Annotated in this window: 28 protein-coding genes; all 28 read left to right on the forward strand. The window is 47.1% G+C overall.

What is annotated here, in order from left to right; genetic code table 11:
• Positions 1-34: 34 nt before the first annotated feature.
• The 28 genes from rpoC to secY all read left to right on the forward strand — a co-directional run bounded on the left by rpoC (position 35) and on the right by secY (position 21,372).
• Positions 35-4,216 (forward strand): DNA-directed RNA polymerase subunit beta', encoded by a 4,182-nt coding sequence (gene rpoC, locus EK374_RS01460; RefSeq protein WP_127019499.1) that lies wholly within the window; start codon positions 35-37, stop codon positions 4,214-4,216.
• A gap of 149 nt (positions 4,217-4,365) precedes the next feature.
• Complete coding sequence (rpsL, locus tag EK374_RS01465) at positions 4,366-4,743, forward strand: 30S ribosomal protein S12 (protein ID WP_053426129.1); 378 nt, start codon at positions 4,366-4,368, stop codon at positions 4,741-4,743.
• An 82-nt stretch (positions 4,744-4,825) separates the two neighbouring features.
• A complete protein-coding gene (gene rpsG, locus EK374_RS01470; RefSeq protein WP_046520306.1) occupies positions 4,826-5,296 on the forward strand; it encodes a 30S ribosomal protein S7 in 471 nt (156 codons plus the stop codon).
• A gap of 27 nt (positions 5,297-5,323) precedes the next feature.
• Positions 5,324-7,438 (forward strand): elongation factor G, encoded by a 2,115-nt coding sequence (fusA, locus tag EK374_RS01475; RefSeq protein ID WP_127019501.1) that lies wholly within the window; start codon positions 5,324-5,326, stop codon positions 7,436-7,438.
• 53 nt (positions 7,439-7,491) lie between these two features.
• Complete coding sequence (tuf, locus tag EK374_RS01480; RefSeq protein WP_127019503.1) at positions 7,492-8,676, forward strand: elongation factor Tu; 1,185 nt, start codon at positions 7,492-7,494, stop codon at positions 8,674-8,676.
• Positions 8,677-8,847: 171 nt separating this feature from the next.
• Positions 8,848-10,587, forward strand: coding sequence for an acyl-CoA dehydrogenase family protein (locus EK374_RS01485; RefSeq protein WP_127019505.1), 1,740 nt, complete (start codon positions 8,848-8,850; stop codon positions 10,585-10,587).
• Between the two features lie 257 nt (positions 10,588-10,844).
• Positions 10,845-11,156, forward strand: a complete 312-nt coding sequence (rpsJ, locus tag EK374_RS01490) for a 30S ribosomal protein S10 (RefSeq protein ID WP_008899121.1) — start codon at positions 10,845-10,847, stop codon at positions 11,154-11,156.
• A 29-nt stretch (positions 11,157-11,185) separates the two neighbouring features.
• Positions 11,186-11,824 carry a 50S ribosomal protein L3 gene (gene rplC / locus EK374_RS01495; RefSeq protein WP_053426059.1) on the forward strand — a complete coding sequence of 213 codons (639 nt, stop codon included), beginning with the start codon at positions 11,186-11,188 and terminating at the stop codon, positions 11,822-11,824.
• 19 nt (positions 11,825-11,843) lie between these two features.
• Positions 11,844-12,449 (forward strand): 50S ribosomal protein L4, encoded by a 606-nt coding sequence (gene rplD, locus EK374_RS01500; protein WP_008899119.1) that lies wholly within the window; start codon positions 11,844-11,846, stop codon positions 12,447-12,449.
• Positions 12,446-12,748, forward strand: a complete 303-nt coding sequence (rplW, locus tag EK374_RS01505; RefSeq protein ID WP_008899118.1) for a 50S ribosomal protein L23 — start codon at positions 12,446-12,448, stop codon at positions 12,746-12,748. Before rplD ends, rplW begins: the two co-directional genes overlap by 4 nt.
• A 16-nt stretch (positions 12,749-12,764) precedes the next feature.
• Complete coding sequence (gene rplB / locus EK374_RS01510; protein WP_053426060.1) at positions 12,765-13,589, forward strand: 50S ribosomal protein L2; 825 nt, start codon at positions 12,765-12,767, stop codon at positions 13,587-13,589.
• 19 nt (positions 13,590-13,608) lie between these two features.
• Positions 13,609-13,887 (forward strand): 30S ribosomal protein S19, encoded by a 279-nt coding sequence (gene rpsS, locus EK374_RS01515; RefSeq protein ID WP_053426061.1) that lies wholly within the window; start codon positions 13,609-13,611, stop codon positions 13,885-13,887.
• 11 nt (positions 13,888-13,898) lie between these two features.
• On the forward strand, positions 13,899-14,231 hold the full coding sequence (rplV, locus tag EK374_RS01520) for a 50S ribosomal protein L22 (RefSeq protein WP_053426062.1): 333 nt from the start codon (positions 13,899-13,901) through the stop codon (positions 14,229-14,231).
• A 9-nt stretch (positions 14,232-14,240) separates the two neighbouring features.
• The gene (gene rpsC, locus EK374_RS01525; protein ID WP_127019507.1) at positions 14,241-14,954 is read left to right on the forward strand and encodes a 30S ribosomal protein S3; all 714 of its coding nucleotides are present in this window, start codon (positions 14,241-14,243) and stop codon (positions 14,952-14,954) included.
• 12 nt (positions 14,955-14,966) lie between these two features.
• Positions 14,967-15,380: a 50S ribosomal protein L16 gene (gene rplP / locus EK374_RS01530; protein ID WP_127019509.1), complete on the forward strand. Its 414-nt coding sequence runs from the start codon at positions 14,967-14,969 to the stop codon at positions 15,378-15,380.
• Positions 15,380-15,571 (forward strand): 50S ribosomal protein L29, encoded by a 192-nt coding sequence (rpmC, locus tag EK374_RS01535; RefSeq protein ID WP_008899112.1) that lies wholly within the window; start codon positions 15,380-15,382, stop codon positions 15,569-15,571. The genes rplP and rpmC overlap by 1 nt, the downstream gene beginning before the upstream one ends.
• Entirely contained in the window at positions 15,571-15,825 is a 255-nt protein-coding gene (rpsQ, locus tag EK374_RS01540) for a 30S ribosomal protein S17 (RefSeq protein WP_125061011.1), read from the forward strand. The genes rpmC and rpsQ overlap by 1 nt, the downstream gene beginning before the upstream one ends.
• A 175-nt stretch (positions 15,826-16,000) precedes the next feature.
• Positions 16,001-16,369, forward strand: coding sequence for a 50S ribosomal protein L14 (rplN, locus tag EK374_RS01545; RefSeq protein WP_127019511.1), 369 nt, complete (start codon positions 16,001-16,003; stop codon positions 16,367-16,369).
• 9 nt (positions 16,370-16,378) lie between these two features.
• Entirely contained in the window at positions 16,379-16,693 is a 315-nt protein-coding gene (gene rplX / locus EK374_RS01550) for a 50S ribosomal protein L24 (protein ID WP_053426067.1), read from the forward strand.
• A 19-nt stretch (positions 16,694-16,712) separates the two neighbouring features.
• Complete coding sequence (gene rplE / locus EK374_RS01555; RefSeq protein WP_053426068.1) at positions 16,713-17,252, forward strand: 50S ribosomal protein L5; 540 nt, start codon at positions 16,713-16,715, stop codon at positions 17,250-17,252.
• 11 nt (positions 17,253-17,263) lie between these two features.
• Positions 17,264-17,569: a 30S ribosomal protein S14 gene (gene rpsN / locus EK374_RS01560; protein ID WP_127019513.1), complete on the forward strand. Its 306-nt coding sequence runs from the start codon at positions 17,264-17,266 to the stop codon at positions 17,567-17,569.
• A 20-nt stretch (positions 17,570-17,589) separates the two neighbouring features.
• Complete coding sequence (rpsH, locus tag EK374_RS01565; RefSeq protein WP_053426070.1) at positions 17,590-17,982, forward strand: 30S ribosomal protein S8; 393 nt, start codon at positions 17,590-17,592, stop codon at positions 17,980-17,982.
• Positions 17,983-17,994: 12 nt separating this feature from the next.
• Positions 17,995-18,528: a 50S ribosomal protein L6 gene (gene rplF / locus EK374_RS01570; RefSeq protein WP_125061012.1), complete on the forward strand. Its 534-nt coding sequence runs from the start codon at positions 17,995-17,997 to the stop codon at positions 18,526-18,528.
• Positions 18,529-18,537: 9 nt separating this feature from the next.
• Entirely contained in the window at positions 18,538-18,888 is a 351-nt protein-coding gene (rplR, locus tag EK374_RS01575) for a 50S ribosomal protein L18 (RefSeq protein WP_053426072.1), read from the forward strand.
• A 9-nt stretch (positions 18,889-18,897) separates the two neighbouring features.
• Positions 18,898-19,401, forward strand: a complete 504-nt coding sequence (gene rpsE, locus EK374_RS01580) for a 30S ribosomal protein S5 (RefSeq protein ID WP_127019515.1) — start codon at positions 18,898-18,900, stop codon at positions 19,399-19,401.
• Positions 19,402-19,407: 6 nt separating this feature from the next.
• A complete protein-coding gene (gene rpmD, locus EK374_RS01585; RefSeq protein ID WP_053426073.1) occupies positions 19,408-19,590 on the forward strand; it encodes a 50S ribosomal protein L30 in 183 nt (60 codons plus the stop codon).
• 3 nt (positions 19,591-19,593) lie between these two features.
• Positions 19,594-20,028 (forward strand): 50S ribosomal protein L15, encoded by a 435-nt coding sequence (gene rplO / locus EK374_RS01590; protein WP_127019518.1) that lies wholly within the window; start codon positions 19,594-19,596, stop codon positions 20,026-20,028.
• Positions 20,029-20,043: 15 nt separating this feature from the next.
• Positions 20,044-21,372, forward strand: coding sequence for a preprotein translocase subunit SecY (gene secY, locus EK374_RS01595; RefSeq protein WP_127019520.1), 1,329 nt, complete (start codon positions 20,044-20,046; stop codon positions 21,370-21,372).
• Positions 21,373-21,384: the final 12 nt, after the last annotated feature.

Consider the following 21,384-nt stretch of genomic DNA (forward strand, 5'->3'; position numbering starts at 1 on the left):
CCCTTGCTGGTTAACCTCTTACAGGAGAGCAAAGGTGAAAGACTTATTAAAGTTTCTGAAACAACAAACTAAAACTGAAGAGTTCGATGTGATCCGTATCGGCCTTTCTTCACCAGACATGATCCGTTCATGGTCTTTTGGTGAAGTGAAAAAGCCTGAAACCATCAACTACCGTACCTTCAAGCCAGAGCGCGATGGTTTGTTTTGTGCCCGGATTTTTGGCCCGGTCAAAGACTACGAGTGTCTGTGTGGTAAATACAAACGCTTAAAGCACCGTGGTGTGATCTGTGAAAAATGTGGTGTTGAAGTCACGCTGACTAAAGTACGTCGTGAGCGTATGGGTCACATTGAACTGGCTAGCCCAACAGCCCACATCTGGTTCCTGAAATCACTGCCAAGCCGTATCGGTTTGCTGTTAGATATGACATTACGTGATATCGAACGTGTACTGTATTTTGAATCTTATGTTGTGACCGAACCAGGCATGACTTCTTTAGAGCGTCGTCAGATGCTGACTGAAGAGGAATACCTGGACGTGCTGGAAGAGCACGGTGACGAGTTCGAAGCCAAAATGGGTGCAGAAGCAATTCTGGACATTTTACGTGGCATTGAACTGGCAACAGAAATCAAGCAAATGCGTGAAGAGTTGCCAACCATCAACTCAGAGACAAAGCGTAAGAAAATCAGCAAACGTCTGAAACTGATGGAAGCATTCCACACGTCTGGTAACAAACCAGAATGGATGATCATGACAGTACTGCCAGTACTGCCGCCAGATCTGCGTCCTTTAGTTCCGTTGGACGGTGGCCGTTTTGCTACCTCTGATCTGAACGATTTATACCGCCGTGTGATCAACCGTAACAACCGTCTGAAGCGTCTTCTGGACCTGTCAGCTCCTGATATCATCGTACGTAACGAAAAGCGTATGTTGCAGGAAGCTGTGGATGCGTTGTTAGACAACGGTCGTCGCGGTCGCGCTATCACGGGTTCGAACAAGCGTCCTCTGAAATCTCTGGCCGACATGATCAAAGGTAAACAAGGTCGTTTCCGTCAGAACTTGTTAGGTAAGCGTGTTGACTACTCAGGCCGTTCTGTAATCACAGTAGGTCCTACTTTACGTCTGCATCAGTGCGGTTTACCAAAGAAAATGGCTTTAGAGTTATTCAAGCCTTTCATCTACGGTAAGTTAGAAGCCCGCGGTTTAGCCACTACTATTAAAGCGGCTAAAAAGATGGTTGAACGTGAAGAAGGTGCTGTATGGGACGTTCTGGACGAAGTAATCCGTGAACATCCGGTGCTGTTAAACCGTGCACCTACACTGCACCGTTTAGGTATCCAGGCATTCGAACCTGTGCTGATCGAAGGTAAGGCTATCCAGTTACACCCATTGGTGTGTGCTGCGTATAACGCCGACTTCGACGGTGACCAGATGGCTGTTCACGTGCCTCTGACCATTGAAGCTCAGTTAGAAGCCCGTGCGCTGATGATGTCGACGAACAACGTTCTGTCGCCAGCTAACGGTGAACCAATCATAGTTCCTTCTCAGGACGTTGTATTGGGTCTGTATTACATGACGCGTGAAGCGATCAACGCCAAAGGCGAAGGCATGATCTTTAAACATGCCAAGGAAGCCGAAAAAGCATTCCGTGCCGGTGTTGCCAGCTTACACGCCCGTGTCAAAGTACGTATCACTGAAGTAACTATTGCCGAAGATGGCAGCCGTACTTCTGTGACTGCAGTACGTGACACTACAGTAGGCCGTGCCATTCTTTACTCCATCATGCCGGAAGGCTTAGCCTTTGATTCAATCAACCAGGCTATGGGTAAGAAACAGATTTCACGTTTACTGAACGGCTCTTACCGTCGTATTGGTCTGAAAAATACCGTTATTTTAGCGGATCAGATCATGTACACAGGTTTCCATTACGCCATGTTGTCAGGTGTGTCTGTTGGTATTGACGATATGGTCATCCCGGCAGCCAAGGTTGATATCATTTCTGCTGCAGAAGCTGAAGTGGCAGAGATCCAGGACCAGTTCCAACAAGGTTTAGTAACGGCCGGTGAAAAGTACAACAAAGTCATCGACATTTGGTCAACAGCCAACGAAGCCTTATCTAAGGCGATGATGGACAACTTATCGAAAGAGTCAGTGGTCGATCGCGAAGGCAATACTGTCACTCAACCGTCATTTAACTCTGTTTATATGATGGCCGACTCTGGCGCACGGGGCTCTCCAGCTCAGATCCGTCAGTTAGCCGGTATGCGTGGTCTGATGGCTAAACCAGATGGTTCAATCATCGAAACGCCAATTACTGCGAACTTCCGTGAAGGTCTGAGCGTACTTCAGTACTTCATCTCTACTCACGGTGCTCGTAAAGGTTTGGCGGATACAGCGTTAAAAACAGCAAACTCTGGTTACCTGACTCGTCGTCTGGTAGACGTTGCACAAGACTTAGTGGTGACTGAAGCTGACTGTGGTTCCACAGAAGGCATCATGATGAAACCATTGATCGAAGGTGGTGACGTTGTAGAAGGTCTGCGTGAGCGCGTATTAGGTCGTGTAGTGATCGGTGACGTAGTGGTTCCTGCAACTGGCGAAGTGCTGGTTGAAGACGGCACTATGTTAGATGAGAAGCTGTGTGATGCGATTGAAAAACACTCAATAGACGAAGTTTATGTTCGTTCTGTAATTACCTGTCAGACTAACTTTGGTGTTTGTGCCAAGTGTTATGGTCGTGATTTGGCTCGTGGCCACATCATCAACGCTGGTGAAGCTGTCGGTGTTATCGCTGCGCAGTCCATCGGTGAACCAGGTACACAGTTAACGATGCGTACATTCCACATCGGTGGTGCTGCGTCACGGTCTTCTGCTGAGAACAGCGTACAAGTGAAAAACTCAGGTATCCTGAAGTTACACAACGCCAAGTTCGTACGTAACAGTGACAACAAAATTGTTATCACTTCACGTTCAGCTGAAGTCACAGTGTTCGACGAGCAAGGTCGTGAGAAAGAGCGTTACAAGCTGCCATACGGTTCTGTGTTAGCCACAGATGACAACGCCAAGGTCACATCAGGCCAAATCGTTGCAAGCTGGGATCCGCACTCACACCCAATTATCGTGGAACGTGGTGCCAAGGTATCTCACAGCGATGTAGATGATACCAACACTGAAGTTCAGCAGGACGACCTGACTGGTTTAACCCGTACTGTGGTAAAAGACCTGTCCAAGGCCAATGCGAAAGAACCTAAGTTAATTTTAGAAATGGACGATGGTGCTTTACAGGAAATCCGCTTACCGAGTTTCACCACTATTGAAGTGGCTGATGGCTCGAATGTAAAAGCAGGTGCTGTATTAGCCCGTATTCCACAAGAAAGCTCGAAAACACGCGACATCACGGGTGGTCTGCCACGCGTTGCTGACTTGTTCGAAGCCCGTAAGCCAAAAGATCCAGCCATCCTGGCCGAAATCTCTGGTGTGATCAGCTTCGGTAAAGAAACCAAAGGCAAACGTCGTTTGATCATCACTCCAGAGCAAGGTGATTCTCATGAAGAGATGATCCCGAAATGGCGTCAGGTGAACGTGTTCGAAGGTGAACGTATTGAAAAAGGTGAAGTGATCTCCGAAGGTCCAGAGTCACCACACGATATCCTGCGTTTACGTGGTATCCACCATGTAGCCAGTTACATCGTGAACGAAGTACAGGATGTATACCGTCTGCAAGGCGTTAAAATTAACGACAAGCACATCGAGACCATCATTCGTCAAATGCTGCGTAAATGTTTAATCATTCACCCAGGTGACAGTGAGTTCTTAGAAGGTGAAATGGCGGAAGTGTCACGCGTTAATATTGCAAACGCTGAACTGGAAGCTGCAGGTAAGATCCCTGCGAAGTACGAACGGTCGTTGTTAGGTATTACCAAAGCATCACTGTCAACGGACTCTTTCATTTCTGCTGCGTCGTTCCAGGAAACAACGCGCGTATTAACAGAAGCTGCGGTTGGCGGAAAGTTCGACGAGCTGCGTGGCCTGAAAGAAAACGTTATTGTCGGTCGTTTGATCCCGGCAGGTACTGGTTTTGCGTATCACCAAAACCGTATCCGTCAGCGTCAACGTATCGCCAATGGCGAAGTCGCTGAACCGGCGATGAGTGCAGAAAGTGCTGAACAGGCTCTGACTGACGCTCTGAATATGGACTTGTCTGGCAACGACGATTAAGTCGAAGCCGCAGATTGGGGTGGTCGCCAGCAAATGACCGCCCCTTTTTGTTCCTTGACAGGTCAAAGGTTGACCAGTAGAATTCCGCAGCCCCAAATTTGGGTGCGGAATTTTCACGTTTATAGGTAGTTATTAACCAGGAGTATTTAATGGCAACAATCAACCAGCTAGTGCGTAAGCCGCGCAGCCTGGTGGTCGCTAAGAGCACCGTTCCGGCGCTTGAAGCTTGCCCACAGAAGCGTGGTGTTTGTACCCGCGTATACACCACCACACCTAAGAAGCCAAACTCTGCATTACGTAAAGTATGCCGTGTTCGTTTAACTAACGGATTCGAAGTTACTTCTTACATCGGCGGTGAAGGCCACAACTTACAGGAACACAGCGTTGTTCTGATCCGTGGCGGCCGGGTAAAAGACCTTCCAGGTGTGCGTTATCACACCGTACGCGGCACTTTAGACTGTGCGGGCGTTAAAGATCGTAAGCAAGGCCGTTCTAAATACGGCGCTAAACGGCCGAAGAATAAATAACTTAACTCCGTTAAGTAAGGCCAAACTAAGTAACTTTTTTCATTAAAAGTTTTGGAATCCCCTGAAGCAATCGGAGTTTCGAATGCCAAGAAGACGCGTCATAGGTCAACGTAAAATCCTTCCAGATCCTAAGTTCGGAAGTGAATTACTTGCCAAGTTCGTAAACGTCGTAATGATCGACGGTAAAAAATCTACAGCTGAATCAATTGTATACGGCGCATTAGACATCGCTGCGACAAAATCTAAAAAAGCTGAACTGGATCTGTTCGAAGTTGCATTAGACAACATTCGTCCTACTGTAGAAGTTAAATCACGCCGTGTGGGTGGTTCTACTTACCAGGTTCCATGTGAAGTTCGTCAGGTTCGTCGTAACGCTTTAGCTATGCGTTGGTTGGTTGAAGCTGCCCGTAAACGTGGCGAGAAATCAATGGCACAGCGTTTAGCTGGTGAAATGCTGGATGCCGTTGAGAATAAAGGTTCTGCTGTTAAGAAACGTGAAGACGTTCACCGTATGGCTGAAGCGAACAAAGCGTTCGCGCATTTCCGCTGGTAAGACAGACCTTTTTAAGAGGATTCGATTGTGGCACGTACAACTCCAATTGAGCTTTACCGAAATATCGGTATTTGTGCTCACGTTGACGCGGGTAAAACCACGACAACTGAACGAGTTTTGTTCTATACCGGCTTGTCTCACAAGATCGGTGAAGTTCATGACGGCGCCGCCACGATGGATTGGATGGAACAGGAGCAGGAACGTGGTATCACTATCACGTCCGCTGCGACCACGACCTTTTGGCGTGGCATGCAGGGCCAGTTCCCTCAGCATCGTGTAAACATCATCGATACACCGGGGCACGTTGACTTCACTATTGAAGTTGAACGTTCCCTGCGTGTCTTAGATGGTGCTGTTGTTGTACTGTGCGGTTCTTCAGGCGTGCAGCCTCAAACCGAAACAGTATGGCGTCAGGCAAATAAATACGAAGTTCCACGTCTGATCTTTGTTAACAAGATGGACCGTACCGGCGCTAACTTCATTCGTGTAGTTAAACAAGCCCGTGACCGTCTGAATCACACCATAGTGCCTATTCAGTTACCTATTGGTTCTGAAGAGAACTTTCGCGGTGTGGTTGACTTGTTAAAAATGAAAGCAATCAACTGGAACGAAGCTGACCAGGGTATGACCTTCACGTACGAAGACATTCCTGCGGATATGCTCGCTGAGTGTGAAGAGTGGCGTGCAAACATGGTAGAGGCAGCAGCTGAAGCCAATGAAGAGCTGATGGAGCGTTATTTGGAAGGCGAAGAGCTGACTGAAGACGAAATTCGTTCAGCCTTGCGTCAACGTACTCTTGCTAACGAAGTGGTTCTTGTGCTTTGTGGTTCTGCATTCAAAAACAAAGGTGTTCAGGCTATGCTTGACGCTGTGATTGAATACTTGCCATCACCAACAGAAGTCAAAGCGATCAAAGGTATTAACGAAGATGAATCAGAAGGCGTACGCCACGCTGATGATGATGCACCATTTGCGGCACTTGCGTTTAAAATTGCAACTGACCCATTTGTTGGCACATTAACTTTCTTCCGTTGTTACTCTGGCGTGATTAACTCTGGTGACAGTGTGTATAACCCTGTGAAGCAGAAGAAAGAGCGTATTGGCCGTATCGTTCAGATGCACGCCAATGACCGTCAGGAAATCAAAGAAGTTCGTGCTGGTGATATTGCTGCCGGTATAGGTTTTAAAGATGTGACCACAGGTGACACTTTATGTGACCCTGACCACATCATTACGCTGGAACGTATGGAATTCCCGGAGCCGGTGATTTCTGTTGCAGTGGAACCAAAAACCAAAGCTGACCAGGAGAAAATGGGTATCGCTCTGAGCAAACTTGCTGCAGAGGATCCATCTTTCCGTGTTCATACCGACGAAGAAACCAGCCAGACTATTATTTCTGGTATGGGTGAGTTGCACTTGGAAATTATCGTGGATCGTATGAAACGCGAATTCAAAGTGGACGCAAACGTAGGTAAACCTCAGGTCGCTTATCGCGAAACTATTCGCGCCAGCACTGAAGTTGAAGGTAAATTTGTTCGTCAATCTGGTGGTCGCGGTCAATTCGGTCATTGCTGGCTGAAAATCGAACCTCAGGAAGAAGGCAAAGGCTATGAGTTCGTTAACGCTGTTGTCGGCGGTGTGATTCCAAAAGAATACATTCCTGCCATAGACAAAGGCATTATCGAACAGATGAAAAACGGTATCCTTGCTGGGTACCCGGTCATTGACGTGAAGGTTACCGTATTCGATGGTTCATACCACGATGTGGACTCAAACGAAATGGCGTTCAAAATTGCCGCCTCTATGGGCTTCAGAAAAGGCGCACTGCAAGCTAAGCCAGTGATCCTTGAACCCGTCATGAAAGTTGAAGTGGTAACACCGGAAGACTTCATGGGTGACATCGTAGGTGACTTAAACCGTCGTCGCGGTATCATCAACGGTATGGAAGATGCTCCTGGTGGTATCAAGATCGTTGATGCTCAGGTTCCTTTGTCCGAGATGTTTGGTTATGCAACCAGCATGCGTTCATTGACTCAGGGCCGTGCTTCTTATTCAATGGAACCATTGAAGTACATGGAAGCACCAAACAACGTGACTGAAGCAATTATTGCAGCTCGTAGCAGTACTGGTAGTAACGATTAATCACTTAATTTGGTCCACTTTAAGTTGGATCTATTTAACAGAAGGTAATTAAAATGGCTAAGGCTAAATTCGAACGTAATAAACCGCACGTTAACGTAGGCACCATCGGTCACGTTGACCACGGCAAAACTACTTTAACTGCTGCTATCACTAACGTACTGGCTAAGCACTACGGTGGTCAGGCATTCGCTTTCGATCAAATCGACAAAGCGCCAGAAGAGAAAGCTCGTGGTATCACGATCAACACTTCTCACGTTGAATACGATACACCAACACGCCACTACGCCCACGTAGACTGCCCAGGCCACGCTGACTATGTTAAAAACATGATCACTGGTGCTGCACAGATGGACGGCGCAATCCTGGTAGTGGCTGCAACTGACGGCCCAATGCCACAGACACGCGAGCACATCCTGTTATCTCGTCAGGTAGGCGTACCTTTCATCGTAGTATTCATGAACAAATGTGACATGGTAGACGACGAAGAGCTGTTAGAGCTGGTGGAGATGGAAGTTCGTGAACTTCTGTCAGACTACGATTTCCCAGGTGATGACCTGCCGGTAATCCGTGGTTCAGCTTTAAAAGGTCTGGAAGGCGATGCAACGTGGGAGCCAAAAATCCTTGAGCTGGCAGCAGCTTTAGATTCTTACATCCCAGAACCACAACGTGCGATTGACAAACCATTCATCATGCCAATCGAAGACGTATTCTCAATTGCAGGTCGCGGAACAGTAGTAACTGGTCGTGTAGAGCAAGGTATCATCAAAGTTGGTGAAGCAGTAGAAATCGTAGGTCTGAAAGACACTGTGACAACAACTTGTACTGGTGTAGAAATGTTCCGTAAACTGTTAGACGAAGGTCGTGCAGGCGAGAACATCGGCGCACTGTTACGTGGTACTAAGCGTGAAGACGTAGAACGTGGTCAAGTATTAGCGAAGCCAGGTTCAATCAAGCCACACACGAAGTTCGAAGGTGAAGTGTACGTATTATCAAAAGAAGAAGGTGGTCGTCATACTCCATTCTTCAAAGGTTACCGTCCACAGTTCTACTTCCGTACAACAGACGTAACTGGTTCAGTAGAACTGCCAGAAGGCGTAGAGATGGTAATGCCAGGCGACAACCTGAAGTTTGTTGTTGAACTGATCAACCCAATCGCGATGGACGAAGGTTTACGCTTCGCGATCCGTGAAGGTGGTCGCACAGTAGGTGCTGGTGTAGTATCTAAAGTACTGGTTTAATCATCAGAACTTGAAAAAAGGCCCTTCGGGGCCTTTTTTATTGCCTTAATAAAATTACTTTAACCACTGCTTTGCTTTATAACAATAAATTCAAACGTTTGTTTGAATTTGCAGATTGAACATGCTAGAACTAACTCATCTGACCATTAGGGGTTTTCAAGGAGAGTTATTGTGAGTCACTACCAGGCGCCGCTGGCCGATATGTCCTTTCAACTATTTGATGTCTGGAAAGTTCACCAGTTCTGGCAACAACAAACTGAGTTAGCTGAACTGATTGATGCCGATACTGCAGCTGCCATTCTGGAAGAGGCTGCAAAAATCACCGCGGAAAAAATCGCACCTTTGGCCGCTGATGCAGACGAGCAAGGCGTATCTTGTGTTGCAGGTGAAGTAATGACTCCATCTCATTATAAAGAATGCTATCAGTTGTTGTGTGAAGGCGGCTGGACTGGTTTGTCAGGAGATCCTGAATACGGTGGCATGGGTATGCCAAAAAGTTTGTCTGGTTTGTATGACGAAATGATGTGTAGTGCTGATATTGCCTTTTCTTTATACCCAGGTTTGACATCGGGTGCATGCGTGGCCTTATTGCAACATGCCGATGAAGCAACCAAAGCTTTGTATCTGCCAAAGTTATACAGCGGCGAATGGTCCGGAACCATGTGCCTGACAGAATCTCATGCTGGCTCTGACTTAGGTATTATGCGTAGCAAAGCCGAAACTACTAGCGATGGTAGTTACCGTATCAGTGGTGAAAAAATCTTTATCACGGCGGGTGAGCATGACTTGACGGACAACATCATTCATTTGGTACTGGCTAAGTTACCAGACGCGCCAGCGGGCAGCCGCGGTATATCGTTATTTTTAGTGCCTAAGTTCAAAGTGGATGCAGATGGTAAGTTGGGAGAACGCAATAGCCTGATCTGCAGTTCAGTTGAGCACAAAATGGGTATCCACGGTTCTGCCACTTGTGTGATGAACTTTGATGGTGCCGAGGGTTATCTGATTGGTGAGCCACATAAAGGTCTGGCTTGTATGTTCACCATGATGAACTACGAACGTCTGGCCATGGGTAGTCAGGGTTTAGGTGCGGCAGAGCGGGCCTACCAGAATGCACTCGCCTACGCCAATGATCGCCTCCAAGGCCGAACAACAACTAAAGACGGTAATAAGGCCGATCCTATTATTGGCCATCCTGATGTTAAACGTATGTTGATGAATATCAGCAGTATTAATGAAGCGGGCAGGGCCTTCAGTGTTTATGTTGGGCATTTATTGGATCAAGCCAAGTTTGGTGCGGATGCCAAGGCTCAGGCGCGAGCTAATTTGCTGACGCCAGTGACTAAAGCCTTTATGACGGATAGGGGGCTGGATGCCTGTATCACAGCGCAACAAGTATTTGGCGGCCATGGTTATATCCGTGAGTGGGGCATGGAGCAGTTAGTCCGGGACGTACGTATTGCGCAGATATATGAAGGCACCAACGGTATACAAGCTGCAGACTTTATGTTGCGTAAAGTCGCTTCGGATCAAGCTGCAGTATTATTCGATTTGATTGATGACTTAACCAAGGGGCTGTCAGGCTCGGCGGCAGCCCAAATCGTCCCAGTCGCAGAGCGTTTTAAGTCCACGACTACAGTTCTGTTAGAGCGATCTAAGCAGCAAGCCGACCTCCTGTCCTGGGTGGCAAATGATTATCTGGATTTGACAGGTTATCTGCTTTACGCCCTGATGTGGGACAAAATGGAAGCGTCATTAGATAGCGGTAAACATGGCGAAGACTTTATCCGGTCGAAACAATTAAAAGCTAAGTTTTATTACTCCAGAGTGTTACCTCGTGTTGAGAGTCTATTCAGTCTTATCGAACAGTTCCCAGCTGAGTTGTCATCAGCAGAGCCACGACTGTTTTGACTCGAGCTTTTGATCATAAAACAAACCCCTGCTGTTTAATTAATCAGCAGGGGTTGTCTTTCTCCATCAGTTGAGTATAATGCGCGGCCAGCCATAACTTTGGCAGGCGGTTAACCAGCAATTGAATTGGTTAACGACAACAGTGCTCCCGATTGGGGAGCAAACGTTACATTGGTGCAGGGGCATTCTTCCATCTAGCGATGGGTCAGAAAGCTTCTGTTTTATTTTGCTCTTTTTGCTCTTTGAGGCTTTGGTTTATGAGTAATCAAAGGATTCGCATCCGTCTGAAAGCGTTCGATCACCGTTTGATCGATCAGTCAACTATGGAAATCGTTGACACAGCTAAGCGTACGGGCGCGCAGGTTCGTGGTCCTATCCCACTTCCGACTCGCCAGGAACGTTTCACTGTATTGATTTCTCCTCACGTGAATAAAGATGCACGTGACCAGTACGAAATCCGTACCCACAAGCGTTTAATCGACATCGTTGAACCAACAGAAAAGACTGTTGATGCTCTGATGCGTTTAGATCTGCCTGCTGGCGTTGACGTTCAAATCAGCCTGGGCTAATCAGACAGGTTTTTAGAGAGGTTTAGGATATGGCTATCGGTCTAATCGGTCGTAAAGTGGGAATGACCCGCATCTTCACTGAAGATGGCGTATCAATTCCAGTAACCGTAATCGAAGCAACACCAAACCGCGTTACTGCCATTAAAACGCAAGACGTTCATGGCTATAGCGCACTGCAAGTGACTGCTGGCACTGTTAAGGCTTCTCGCCTGAACAAGCCAGAAGCTGGTCAGTTTGCAAAAGCTGGTGTCGAAGCTGGTCGTGGTCTGTGGGAATTCCGCCTGCAGGACAACGAAGGTGCTGACATCGCTGTTGGTAGCGAGATTACTGTTGAAGTTTTCGCAGAGACGAAAAAAGTTGATGTCGTTGGCACATCAAAAGGTAAAGGTTTTGCCGGTACTGTTAAGCGCTGGAATTTCCGTACTCAGGATGCTACGCACGGTAACTCTTTATCTCACCGTGTACCAGGTTCTATTGGTCAAAACCAATCACCAGGTAAAGTATTCAAAGGTAAAAAAATGGCCGGACACATGGGTGCCGAGCGTGTAACAGTCCAGTCTCTGGAAGTTGTACGTGTAGACGCAGCACGCAACATCCTGTTAGTGAAGGGCGCTGTCCCTGGTGCTATCGGTGGTGATGTGATTGTTAAACCTGCGGTCAAAGGCTAACGTCTGGAGGAGATGAGTGATGGAATTAGCATTAAGAGACGCTAAAGGCGTTCTTGAAGTTTCCGAAGCTACCTTTGGACGTGAGTTCAACGAAGCATTGGTACACCAGGTAGTAGTTGCTTATGCAGCTGGTGCTCGTCAAGGTACACGTGCTCAACTGACACGTTCAGAAGTACGCGGTGGCGGTAAGAAGCCATGGCGCCAGAAGGGTACAGGTCGTGCCCGTGCTGGTACAATCCGTAGCCCAATATGGCGTGGCGGTGGTGTGACGTTTGCGGCTAAGCCACAAGATCACAGCCAGAAAGTAAACAGAAAGATGTATCGTGGCGCGATCATGAGCATTTTGTCTGAATTAGTTCGTCAAGAACGTTTAATCGTGGTTGAAAACTTTGTTGTTGAAACTCCGAAAACGAAAGAACTAACAGCTAAGTTAAAAGCGATGGAACTGAAAGACGTTTTAATCGTGACTGACGAAGTTGACGAAAACCTGTTCTTATCAGCACGCAACCTGTACAAGGTTGACGTACGTGATGTTCACGGTATCGACCCAGTCAGCTTAATCGCCTTCGACAAAGTTGTCATGACTGCTGCTGCAGTTAAGCAAATCGAGGAGATGTTAGCATGATCCGTGAAGAACGTTTACTGAAAGTGATTCTGGCTCCGCACGTGTCTGAAAAGAGCACAATTGCGGCAGAAACCAACAACACTATCGTGTTCAAAGTAGCTACTACTGCTACTAAAGCTGACATCAAAGCTGCTGTTCAAAAATTATTTGAAGTAGAAGTTGTTGGTGTTCGCACTGTTAATGTTAAGGGCAAGACTAAGCGCACTGGTATGCGTACTGGTCAGCGTAGCGATTGGAAAAAAGCTTACGTGACTCTTAAAGAAGGCAGCGAACTTGATTTTGTTGGCGGCGCTGAGTAATTAGAGGAGTTAGGAAATGGCACTTGTTAAGTGTAAACCTACGTCACCTGGTCGTCGTCACGTCTTAAAAGTCGTGAACCCAGACCTGTACAAAGGCAAGCCATACGCACCTTTGTTAGAGAAGAATACTAAAACTGGTGGTCGTAACAACCACGGTCGTATTACTACTCGCCATATCGGTGGTGGTCATAAGCAACACTACCGTCTGGTTGATTTCAAACGTAATAAAGATGGTATCCCAGCTAAAGTTGAGCGTCTGGAATACGATCCGAACCGTACTGCTAACATCGCTCTGGTGTTGTATGCAGACGGTGAGCGTCGTTACATCCTGGCACCAAAAGGCTTAAAAGCCGGTGATACAGTACAGTCAGGCTTAGATTCACCAATTAAATCTGGTAATACTATGCCACTGCGCAACATCCCAGTGGGTCAAATCGTCCACAACGTCGAACTGAAGCCTGGTAAAGGCGGCCAATTAATGCGTTCAGCTGGTGCATTCGCCCAGATCCTGGCGCGTGACGGCGCGTACGTTACTCTGCGTTTACGCAGCGGTGAAATGCGCAAAGTTCTGGCTGACTGCCGTGCAACTATCGGCGAAATCGGCAACGCCGAACACATGCTGCGTCAATACGGTAAAGCCGGTGCGATGCGTTGGCGCGGTATCCGCCCAACAGTGCGTGGTGTGGTAATGAACCCGGTAGACCACCCTCACGGTGGTGGTGAAGGTAAAACTTCTGGTGGCCGTCACCCGGTTACACCATGGGGTGTACCAACCAAAGGTTACAAAACCCGTTCGAACAAGCGTACTGACAAGTTCATTGTCCGTCGTCGTGACAAATAATTTAATGTGAGGAATTGCCATGCCACGTTCTCTCAAGAAAGGTCCATTTATCGACCTTCACTTGTTGAAGAAGGTAGAGAAAGCGTTGGAAAGCGGTGACAAGAAGCCTATTAAGACTTGGAGCCGTCGTTCAATGATCATTCCACAAATGATCGGTTTGACCATCGCTGTCCATAATGGTCGTCAGCATGTACCAGTACTTGTCTCAGAAGAGATGGTTGGTCACAAGTTAGGTGAGTTCTCACCTACTCGTACTTACCGTGGTCACGCAGCCGACAAAAAGGCCAAGAAGCGCTAAGGGGTAAATAAATGGAAGCATTAGCTAAACACAAATTTGCCCGTTCTTCTGCACAGAAAGCCCGTTTGGTCGCTGACCAAATCCGCGGTCTGTCAGTTGATAAGGCGTTGAATGTTTTAACTTACAGCCCGAAAAAAGCGGCTGAGTTAGTTAAAAAGGTTCTTTTATCAGCCATTGCGAACGCAGAACACAACGAAGGTGCCGATATCGACACTTTAAAAGTGAAAACTGTGTTTGTTGACGAAGGTCCGTCAATGAAGCGGATTAAGCCACGTGCCAAAGGCCGTGCTGACCGTATCGTCAAGCGTACCAGCCACATTACTGTGGTTGTAGCTGATAACTAGGAGTGAGAAATGGGACAGAAAGTACATCCTAATGGTATTCGCCTAGGTATCACTAAGCCTTGGAGCTCAACCTGGTACGCGAATACAAAAGACTTCCCGGACTTCCTGGTTGGTGACTTTAAAGTTCGTCAGTATCTGACAAAAGAACTGAAAGCCGCTTCAGTAAGCCGGATCGATATCGAACGTCCTGCGAAAAGCATCCGTGTGACTATTCACACTGCTCGTCCAGGCGTGATCATCGGTAAAAAAGGTGAAGACGTAGAGAAACTGCGCAAAGCCGTAGCGACTATCGCTGGTGTGCCTGCTCAGATCAATATTTCTGAAATCCGTAAGCCAGAATTAGATGCTAAATTAGTTGCTGACTCGATCAGCAGCCAGCTGGAACGCCGTGTAATGTTCCGTCGCGCAATGAAGCGTGCGGTACAGAACGCCATGCGTTTAGGCGCTAAAGGTATCAAGGTTCAGGTCAGCGGCCGTTTAGGCGGTGCTGAGATTGCTCGTGATGAATGGTATCGTGAAGGCCGTGTGCCACTGCACACTCTGCGTGCTGATATCGATTACTCAACATCAGAAGCTTTAACTACTTACGGTATCATTGGTGTGAAAGTTTGGATTTTCAAAGGCGAGATCTTAGGAGCTATGCCATTGAACAACAACGCGAACGCCAACAACGACAAACAGCCTAAGGCGCCGAAAAAACCGGCTCCTCGCAAGGCTAAGTAGGAGTATTGAGCGATGTTGCAACCAAAACGTACTAAATTTCGTAAAGTGCACAAAGGACGTAACCGTGGCTTAGCGCTGGTAGGCGATAAAGTCAGCTTCGGTACTTATGCACTTAAAGCAGTTGAACGTGGTCAAATGACTTCACGTCAAATCGAATCTGCACGTCGTGCCATGACTCGTGCCGTTAAACGTGTTGGTAAAATCTGGATCCGCGTGTTCCCGGACAAGCCAATGACGGAAAAACCACTCGAAGTTCGTATGGGTAGTGGTAAAGGTAGCGTGGAATATTGGGTTTGCCAGATTAAACCTGGCAAAGTCCTGTATGAAATGGACGGTGTGTCGGAAGAACTGGCTCGTCATGCGTTTGCATTGGCTTCAGCCAAACTTCCATTTAAGACAACCTTTGTAACGCGGACGGTATTGTAATGAAAGCAAGCGAACTGAAAGTAAAAAGCGTTGAAGAGTTAAACGCTGAATTACTGGGCTTATTACGTGAGCAGTTCAACCTGCGCATGCAAGCAGCTACAGGTCAGCTGGCTCAGACTCATTTGTTAAAGCAAGTGCGTCGCGATATCGCGCGTGTTAAGACTATCTTAACCGAGAAGGCAGGTGCCTAATGAGCGAAAAAAACACCCGTACCCTGCAAGGTAAAGTGATCAGCAACAAAATGGACAAGTCTATTACTGTTGCTATCGAACGTCACGTGAAGCACCCAATCTATGGGAAATTCATCACACGTACTACCAAACTGCACGTACATGACGAAGCAAACCAGTGTAAAGAAGGTGACATCGTGACTATTCGCGAATGTCGTCCTCTGTCCAAGACTAAGTCATGGACTCTGGTTTCCGTTGTCGAATCTGCATCTTAATGATTAAGATGTAAGCGAAAACGGCCCTTCGGGGCCGTTTTTTTCTTGTTCGACTAAAGGCTACCATTTGTACAAAAGTGCTGTTATAATCACGCGCCCTTTTGTTGGGGGTAGTTTATAGTCGAAAGCAGCGTAACCCGAGAGGGTTATAGTAGTGGAATAGCGGAGCACTAAGATGATCCAGATGCAATCTATGCTGGAAGTCGCAGACAACAGCGGCGCGCGCAGCGTAATGTGTATTAAGGTCTTAGGTGGTTCGCATCGCCGTTATGCAGCAATTGGTGACGTTATCAAGATCACCGTTAAGGAAGCAATTCCTCGCGGTAAGGTCAAAAAAGGTGACGTTCTGAATGCTGTGGTGGTGCGTACACGCAAAGGCGTACGTCGTCAGGACGGGTCATTAATCCGTTTTGATCGCAATGCAGCGGTGTTATTAAACGCCAAGCTGGAACCGATCGGTACACGTATTTTTGGACCGGTAACGCGCGAACTTCGTGGCGAAAAGTTCATGAAGATCGTTTCTCTGGCCCCAGAAGTACTGTAAGGAGTCACAATGGCTAATAAAATCCGTCGTGATGATGAGGTTATTGTTCTTACTGGTAAGGACAAAGGCAAAACTGGCAAGGTTCTGAAAGTTTTAGTAGCTGAAGGCCGTGTTTATGTTTCTGGCGTTAATTTCGTTAAGAAACACCAGAAGCCAATCCCAGCGTTGAACACCCCAGGTGGCATCGTTGAGAAAGAAGCCTCAATTCACGTTTCAAATGTAGCGATCTTCAATCCAAAAACTGGAAAGGCTGATCGTGTAGGTTTCCGTTTTGAAGATGGCAAAAAAGTTCGCTTCTTCAAATCGAATAACGAAGTAATTTAATTGCTATTGGAGTAATACGATGGCGAAACTGCATGAAATTTATAAAGACACCGTAGTTCCAGAGCTGTTCAAACAGTTCGGCTACACGAGCGTCATGCAAGTCCCTCGGATTGTTAAAATCACACTGAACATGGGTGTGGGTGAAGCAGTAGCTGATAAGAAGATCCTTGAGAACGCAGTAGCAGATTTAACTGCTATCTCTGGCCAAAAGCCATTGGTGACCAAGGCTCGTAAATCAGTAGCTGGTTTCAAAATCCGTGAAGGCTACCCTATTGGTGCAAAAGTGACCCTGCGTGGCGAACGTATGTGGGATTTCTTCGAGCGTTTAGTATCTATTGCTATTCCTCGTATCCGCGATTTCCGCGGTGTGAATCCTAAGTCGTTTGACGGCCGTGGTAACTACAGCATGGGCGTTCGTGAGCAAATCATATTCCCTGAAATCGATTACGATAAAGTAGATGCGGTACGTGGTTTAGATATCACTATCACTACTACAGCTCGTACTGATGATGAAGGGCGTGCATTACTTGCCGCGTTTAACTTCCCATTCAAGAAATAAGGTGTAGGGTCATGGCAAAACAATCAATGAAAGCGCGCGAAGCAAAGCGTGCGGTACTGGTAGCCAAATACGCTGAGCAACGTCATGCACTGAGAGATCTGATTGCAAATCCGACGACTTCTGACGAAGACCGTTGGGCAGCAGTTCTGAAGCTGCAGTCGTTACCGCGTGATTCAAGCCCTTCGCGTCAACGTAATCGTTGTCGTGTAACAGGTCGTCCTCACGGTTATCTTCGTAAATTCGGCATGAGCCGGATCAAGGTACGTGAAGCAGCGATGCGCGGTGAAATTCCTGGCCTTCGTAAGGCTAGCTGGTAAGAATCACGGGAGTAACAGCTATGAGCATGCAAGATCCAGTAGCGGATATGTTTACTCGCATCCGCAACGGCCAAGCTGCCAAAAAGTTTGCGGTTAAGATGCCATCTTCAAAGTTGAAGGTTGCCATCGCGAAAGTATTAAAAGACGAAGGTTACATCGAAGATTTCGTTGTATCTGCTGATGTTAAGGCAGAGCTGGAAGTTACATTAAAGTATTTCCAGGGCAAATCAGTAATTGAAACTATCGATCGTGTTAGCCGTCCAGGTCTGCGTATCTATAAGAAACGTGGCGAGTTACCAAAGGTAATGGGTGGTTTAGGTGTGGCTATCGTGTCTACATCTAAAGGGCTAATGACTGACCGTGCTGCGCGCAAGGTCGGTATCGGTGGTGAAATCATCGGCTATGTAGCGTAACGGAGGGTAACTATGTCTCGTGTTGCTAAGGCCCCCGTCACGGTTCCTGCAGGTGTAACAATTACACTGAATGGCCAAAACCTGACAGTAAAGGGTAAAAATGGCGAGTTAACGTTGAACGTTAACCCTGCAGTCGAAGTTGTTGTGGAAGGTAATGTACTGCGTACGAATCCTCGCGACGGCATCGCAAACGCTGACGCACAAGCGGGTACCGCTCGCGCGTTGATCAACAATTTAGTGATTGGTGTGACTGAAGGTTACACTCAAAAACTGGAATTGGTTGGTGTTGGTTACCGTGCAAAAGCAGAAGGCAAAGTATTAAACCTGAGCCTGGGCTTTTCTCACCCTGTTGCGTTCGAAGTACCTGCCGGTATCACGATCGAAACTCCTTCTCAGACAGAAGTGTTGGTGAAAGGTTCTGACAAGCAATTAGTTGGTCAAGTTGCTGCAAACATCCGCGCGTACCGTAAACCAGAGCCTTACAAAGGTAAAGGTGTTCGCTACGCTAACGAAAACGTGCGTCGTAAAGAAGCGAAGAAAAAGTAGGGTAGGACGATGGATAAGAAACTTGCTCGTCTGCGCCGCGCTAAACGCGTTCGCAGAACAATTATCGAACAAGGTGCGAACCGCCTGGTTGTACATCGTACACCACGTCACATTTACGCCCAGCTTATCGCACCAAATGCTGAAGTGATTGTTGCTGCTTCTACAGTTGAAGCATCAATCCGTGAATCATTGAAGTACACCGGTAATATCGACGCTGCTAAAGCTGTAGGTAAAGCGATTGCTGAACGTGCAGTGGCTAAAGGCATCAGTAAATGTGCTTTTGACCGTAGCGGTTTCCAGTATCACGGTCGTGTGCAGGCATTAGCTGATGCGGCGCGTGAAGCCGGTCTTCAATTCTAGGAGTAGATCATGGCTAACGTAGAAGCTAAACAACAATCTGATTTACAAGAGAAGCTGGTTGCTGTTAACCGTGTTTCCAAAGTTGTTAAAGGTGGCCGGATTTTCTCCTTCACCGCTTTAACAGTAGTGGGTGACGGTAATGGTCGTATCGGTTTCGGTTACGGTAAAGCGCGTGAAGTACCAGCTGCTATTCAAAAAGCAATGGAAAAAGCTCGTCGTAACATGACTCAAGTTGAGTTAAACGGTAACACTCTTCACCACCCGGTTAAAGGTGTGCACGCTGGTTCCAACGTGTATATGCAACCGGCGTCTGAAGGTACTGGTATCATCGCCGGTGGTGCAATGCGCGCAGTGTTAGAAGTAGCAGGTGTACAGAACGTTCTGTCTAAATGTTACGGCTCAACCAACCCAATCAACGTAGTTCGCGCTACTATCAACGCCCTGTCAGCGATCAAATCGCCAGCTCAGGTTGCTGCGAAGCGTGGCTTACGCGTTGACGACATTCTGGGGTAATTTGCCATGTCTAAAAAGACTGTTACAGTAACCCAAACTAAGTCAAGCATCGGTCGTTTACCGAAGCACAAAGCGACTTTAGTAGGTTTAGGCTTACGCCGTATTGGTCACACTGTCACACTGGAAGATACACCTTCAGTGCGCGGTATGATCAACACTGTGTATTACATGGTTAAAGTGGAGGAGTAATAAATGTTTTTAAATACGTTATCTCCTGCACCAGGTGCTAAAAAAGAGAAACGCCGTTTAGGTCGTGGTATCGGTTCTGGCTTAGGCAAGACTGGTGGCCGTGGTCACAAAGGTTTGAAATCTCGCTCAGGCGGTAAAGTACGTCCAGGTTTCGAAGGCGGTCAAATGCCTCTGAAACAACGTCTGCCTAAGTTCGGTTTTACATCACGTAAAGGCTTAGTATCTGCTGAAGTTCGTTTACACGAGCTGACTGCCGTAGCTGGTGATGTAGCTGATTTAGCAAGCCTGATGGAAGCTAATATCATCTCTCGTATCGTTAAGTTCGCAAAAGTCGTGTTATCTGGCGAGATCACTCGTCCGATAACTGTTAAAGGCTTAAGCGTGACTAAAGGTGCGCGTGCTGCGATTGAAGCCGCTGGCGGCAAAGTCGAAGAATAATAAGGATAGTACGCGATGGCAAAACCAGGTTCGGATACAAAAAGTGCAAAAGGCGGCTTCAGCGAGCTGAAATCCCGTCTGTTGTTCGTGCTTTTGGCCATAATCGTGTTTCGGTTAGGGTCATTTGTGCCAATTCCTGGAATTGACGCCACCGTGCTAGCTCAATTATTCGAGCAACAAAAAGGCACCATCGTTGAAATGTTTAACATGTTCAGCGGTGGCGCCCTTGAGCGTGCATCTGTATTTGCACTTGGTATTATGCCTTACATTTCTGCTTCTATTATTGTTCAGCTGTTAACCGTGGTTCATCCCACGCTGGCCGAACTAAAGAAAGAAGGTGAGTCAGGCAAGCGCAAAATAAATCAGTATACACGTTACGGTACCTTAGGATTGGCAATAGTCCAGGCAATCGGTATTTCTACCGGTTTGCCAAATCTGATGCCTGGTCTAGTATCAGACCCAGGCTTAGGTTTTACAATCACTGCTGTGATCAGTTTGGTGACCGGTACCATGTTTTTAATGTGGTTAGGTGAACAAATTACTGAGCGTGGTATTGGTAATGGTATTTCGTTGCTGATTTTCACCGGTATTGTTGCTGGCTTCCCGTCTGCCATTGGTCAGACGATTGAGCAGGCACGTCAAGGCGATTTGCACTTTTTGCTTTTATTAGCGATTGGAGCCATTGTTGTAGCGGTTACCTGGTTCGTAGTTTTCTTCGAACGTGGTCAACGTCGCATTGTGGTTAATTACGCCAAACGCCAACAAGGCCGTCAGGTATTTGCTGCTCAAAGCAGTCACTTACCTCTGAAGGTCAACATGGCTGGTGTAATACCACCAATCTTTGCTTCAAGCATAATCCTGTTCCCTGGTACAATTGCCAGTTGGTTTGGGTCTGGCGAAGGTATGGTTGCGAACTTCCTGCAGGAATTAGCCTTAACCCTATCTCCGGGTCAGCCGCTGTATATGGTTTTATATGCTGCAGCGATCATCTTTTTCTGTTTCTTCTATACTGCGTTGGTATTTAACCCACGTGATACAGCGGATAACCTGAAAAAGTCTGGTGCCTTCATCCCTGGTATTCGTCCTGGTGAGCAGACATCTAAATACATTGATAAAGTAATGACACGTTTAACCTTAGCTGGCGCGGCGTATATCACCTTTATCTGTTTGGTTCCTGAGTTCATGATGGTTGCATGGAACGTGCAATTCTACTTCGGCGGTACATCTTTATTGATTATCGTAGTGGTTATTATGGACTTTATGGCACAGGTACAAACCCATCTGATGTCTCATCAGTATGAGTCTGTACTTAAAAAGGCAAATCTTAAGGGCTACGGCCGTTAAGGTAATTTTGCG

The organism is Rheinheimera mangrovi (assembly GCF_003990335.1).
Taxonomy (GTDB): Bacteria; Pseudomonadota; Gammaproteobacteria; order Enterobacterales; family Alteromonadaceae; genus Pararheinheimera; species Pararheinheimera mangrovi.